Source organism: Candidatus Methylomirabilota bacterium (assembly GCA_035260325.1).
Classification (GTDB): Bacteria; Methylomirabilota; Methylomirabilia; order Rokubacteriales; family CSP1-6; genus AR19.
Map to the genome: position 1 here is coordinate 1 of DATFVL010000185.1, position 4057 is coordinate 4057.

A 4057-nucleotide genomic window follows, 5' to 3' on the forward strand; every position below is an offset into this window, starting at 1 on the left:
GCTCGGCGATCCCGCCGCGATCGCCGAGGCGGTCGCGCTGCTGACGCGCGCCGAGCGCCCGCTGCTCGTCGGCGGGAGCGGCGTGTGGTGGTCGGACGCCGCAGCCGCGTTCCGGACCTTCGTCGAGGCGACCGGCATCCCCTTCTACACGACGCCGATCTCGCGCGGGACCGTCCCGGAGGACCACGAGCTGGCCTTCCTGAACGCGCGCGCCAAGGCCTTCGCGGAGGCCGACGTGCTCCTCGCGGTCGGCACCCGCTTCAACTACGTCATCCAGTTCGGCCGTGCGCCGCGGTTCGCGGCGGACCTCAAGGTGATCCAGGTGGACCTGGACCCGCGCGAGATCGGCCACAATCGGGCGGTGGACGTCCCGATCGTCGGCGACGCCCGCGCGGTCCTCGAGCAGCTCGCCGCGGAGGCGCGCGGCCGGATCGACCGCGGCCGGTATGCCGCGTGGGTGTCGAAGCTCCGGGCGCTCGACCGCGAGAAGGCGGCCGAGATGGACAAGCAGATGAGCACGGACCAGACGCCGATCCACCCGCTCCGGCTCTGCAAGGAGGTCCGCGACTTCCTCCGGCGCGACGCGATCCTCGTCGTGGACGGCCAGGAGATCCTCAACTACGGGCGCCAGTCGATCCCGACCTTCGTGCCGGGGCACCGGCTGAACTCGGGCCCGTTCGGCTGCATGGGCGTGGGGCTGCCGTTCGGCATGGGCGCGAAGGTCGCGCGTCCCGACGCGCAGGTGGTCGTGCTCCACGGCGACGGCTCGTACGGGCTCAACGCGACGGAGATCGACACGGCGGTCCGCCACCGGGTGCCCGTCCTCGTCGTGATCAGCAACAACGGCGGCTGGACCGCCGACCCGCAGGGGACCAAGCCCGGGCGCAACCTCGGCTACACGCGCTACGACAAGGTCGCGCAGGACTTCGGCGCCCACGGCGAATTCGTCGAGAAGCCGCACGAGATCCGGCCGGCCCTCGAGCGCGCGTGGGCCTCGGGCAAGCCCGCCGTCGTCAACGTCGTGACCGACTTCAAGGCGCGCGCGCAGACGATCCGCTTCTCGGCGTATACCACGTAGGGAGACGGCATGGGCAAGGCCCTCGACGGGATCGTCGTCCTCGACCTCACGCAGTACGAGGCGGGACCGAGCTGCACGGAGATGCTGGCGTGGCTCGGCGCCGACGTCATCAAGATCGAGCCGCGGGGCGGCGAGCCGGGGCGGCGCGCGCTCTCCGAGCGGCCCGACACGGACGCGTGGTTCTTCCTGCTGCTCAACGCCAACAAGAGGAGCGTGACGCTCGACCTCAAGGCCGCGCGCGGGCGCGCGCTCTTCGAGCGTATGGTGGGCCGCGCCGACGTCGTCGTCGAGAACTTCGGGCCGGGCGCGATCGAGCGCCTGGGCTTCGGCTGGGAGACGCTCCGCCGGCTCAATCCGCGGATCATCTTCGCGTCGGTGAAGGGCTTCGGCAGCACCGGGCCCACCGCGGAGTACAAGAGCTTCGAGTGGATCGCGCAGGCGATGGGCGGCGCGATGAGCCTCACGGGCATGCCCGACGGCCCGCCGCTCCGCGCGGAGGCGGGGCTCGGCGACACGGGCGCGGGGCTCCACTCCGCGATCGGCATCCTCGCCGCGCTCGTGCAGCGCCAGAAGACGGGCGAGGGCCAGCGCATCGAGGTCGCGCAGCAGGACGCCGTGCTGAACCTGCTCCGCATCCACCTGCGCGAGCACTACACGACGGGCAAGCCGGTCCCGCGGCGCGGGAACCGATCGCCCGCCGCCGGGCCCTCCAACCTCTATCGCTGCCGTCCCTTCGGTCCGAACGACTACGTCTTCATCCACGTGGGGACGCTCGAGATGTGGCGGACGCTCACGCGGATCCTCGGGCGCCCGGAGCTCGGCGACGACCCGCGCTTCGCCGACCGCCAGGCGCGCGCCGACAGCGCCGAGGAGCTCGACCCGCTCGTCGAGGCGTGGACGGAGAAGCGGACGAAGCAGGAGGCGATGGAGATCCTGGCGGGGGCCGGCATCCCGTGCGGGGCCGTCCTCGACTCCGGCGAGGTCCTCGGCGACCCGTCACTCCGCGCGAGCGGCATGGTGGTCGAGCTCGAGCACCCGATGCGCGGCCGGTTCGCGATGCCCGGCAACCCCGTGCACCTCTCGGCCTCGCCCACGACCGTCACGCGCGCCCCGCTGCTCGGCGAGCACAACGCCGAGGTCTACGGCGCGTGGCTCGGCTGCGACGCCGAGGAGCTCCGGCGCCTCGAGAAGGACGGGGTCATCTGAAAGGGGATTCCATGCGCACGTACCACGACATCCGACTGAGCGACCGCGCGATCACGACGCGCGAGCTCCACGGCGAGGCGATCGTCAAGGCGGGCCGCTACCTGATTGCCCGGACGCTGGTCGACCTGGGCGCGGCCACCGTCGATCCGCTCGGCCCGGCGAACCCGCTGATCTTCTCGGCCGGGCCGTTCGCCGGTACCAGCTTCTCCAACGCCAACCGCACGAGCGTCGGCTGCAAGAGCCCGCTCACCGGCGGCATCAAGGAGGCGAACGGCGGCGGGACCTTCGCCTACGGCCTGGGCCAGCTCAGGATCGCCGGTCTCACGCTCCTCGACGCCTCGCCCGACTGGGTCGTCCTCCACGTGAAGAAGGACGGCGGCGTCGATTTCGACGATGCGCGGCCGTACCTCGGCAAGGGCAACTTCGAGGCGGCCGCGAGGCTCAAGGCGGCGTACGGAAAGAAGATCGCGTTCGCGCTCTGCGGCCCGGTGGGCGAGTACCTCGGGCTCATCGCGGGCATCGCGTACACCGACAAGGACGGCCGGCCCTCGCGCCTGTCGGCGCGCGGCGGCGTGGGCGCGGTGATGGGCAGCAAGAAGGTCAAGGCGATCGTGCTGGACCTCGACAAGATCCCGCCCTTCGAGGACCCGAAGAAGGTCACCGCCGCGATCAAGGACTACTCCAAGATGCTGCTGGCCGACGGTGTCGTGACGAACTTCTACGCGAAGATCGGCACGATGGGCATGGCCGACCTCCAGAACGTCCTGGGCGGCCTCCCCGTGCGCAACTTCAGCGCCGGCCAGCTCGCCGACGTCAAGGCCGGCGAGAAGTTCAAGATGGGCGGCGAGTACATCAGCCAGCTCAACACCTCGCGCGGCGGCGAGCACACTCACGCCTGCATGCCCGGGTGCGTGATCCAGTGCAGCAACGTGTACCACGACGCCGCCGGCAAGGAGGTCGTCTCGCCGGTGGAGTACGAAACCCTCGGCCTCCTCGGCTCGAACTGCGGCCTCACGGAGCCCGACGACCTCGCCCAGCTCAACTTCGTCGCCAACGACCTCGGCGTGGACACGATCGAGCTCGGCGGCATGATCGGCGTGCTGATGGAAGCCGGCCTCGGCGCCTTCGGCGACGTGAAGTTCATGACCGACTGCCTCGCCGAGATCCGCCGGGGGACGCCGCAGGGACGGCTCTGGGCGCAGGGCACCGCGCGCGTGGGCGCGCACTACAACGTCCGCCGCGTCCCCGTGATCAAGAAGCAGGCGATCAGCGCCTACGACCCGCGCGTGGTCGAGGCCACGGGCATCTCCATGATGGCGACGGCGCAGGGCGCGGACCACACGGCCGGCAACCTGCCGCGGCTCAAGACGCGCGAGATGGATCTCGACGCGCTGCTTGCCCAGAGCCTGACGGCGCAGACGAACTGCGCGGCCACCGACTCGCTCGGCCTCTGCATCTTCGGCCGCACGGTCACGGAGCCCAACACCGAGTGGCTCGCGAACGCCATCAATGCCGCCCACGGCACGAGCCTCACCAGGGACTTCTTCGCCGAGCTCGGCCGCGAGACGCTCAGGCTCGAGCGGGAGTTCAACCGCCGGGCGGGCTTCACCGAGAACGACGACGAGCTGCCGGAGTTCTTCTACCGCGAGCCGCTGTCGCCGACGAACCACGTCGCGCGCTTCCACGCGGCCGACGTGCACGGCATGTACGACCGTCTGCCGGCCTGACGGGGGCTCGGCGGCGCCGGTGATCCCGGGCGTCGCGGCCCGGGCG

Annotated in this window: 3 protein-coding genes; all 3 read left to right on the forward strand. The window is 71.3% G+C overall.

The window, feature by feature from the left end:
- A partial coding sequence (locus tag VKG64_12135) for a thiamine pyrophosphate-dependent enzyme (protein HKB25790.1) occupies positions 1–1078 on the forward strand: 1078 nt, incomplete at its 5' end.
- 9 nt (positions 1079–1087) lie between these two features.
- Entirely contained in the window at positions 1088–2284 is a 1197-nt protein-coding gene (locus VKG64_12140) for a formyl-CoA transferase (GenBank protein HKB25791.1), read from the forward strand.
- A gap of 11 nt (positions 2285–2295) precedes the next feature.
- Positions 2296–4011, forward strand: coding sequence for an aldehyde ferredoxin oxidoreductase C-terminal domain-containing protein (locus VKG64_12145; protein ID HKB25792.1), 1716 nt, complete (start codon positions 2296–2298; stop codon positions 4009–4011).
- The last annotated feature ends 46 nt before the right edge of the window (positions 4012–4057 follow it).

Excerpts from the sequence above, each read along its gene's own strand:
- VKG64_12140 (HKB25791.1), top strand. The coding sequence starts at position 1,088 with ATGGGCAAGGCCCTCGACGGGATCGTCGTCCTCGACCTCACGCAGTAC.
- VKG64_12145 (HKB25792.1), top strand. The coding sequence starts at position 2,296 with ATGCGCACGTACCACGACATCCGACTGAGCGACCGCGCGATCACGACG.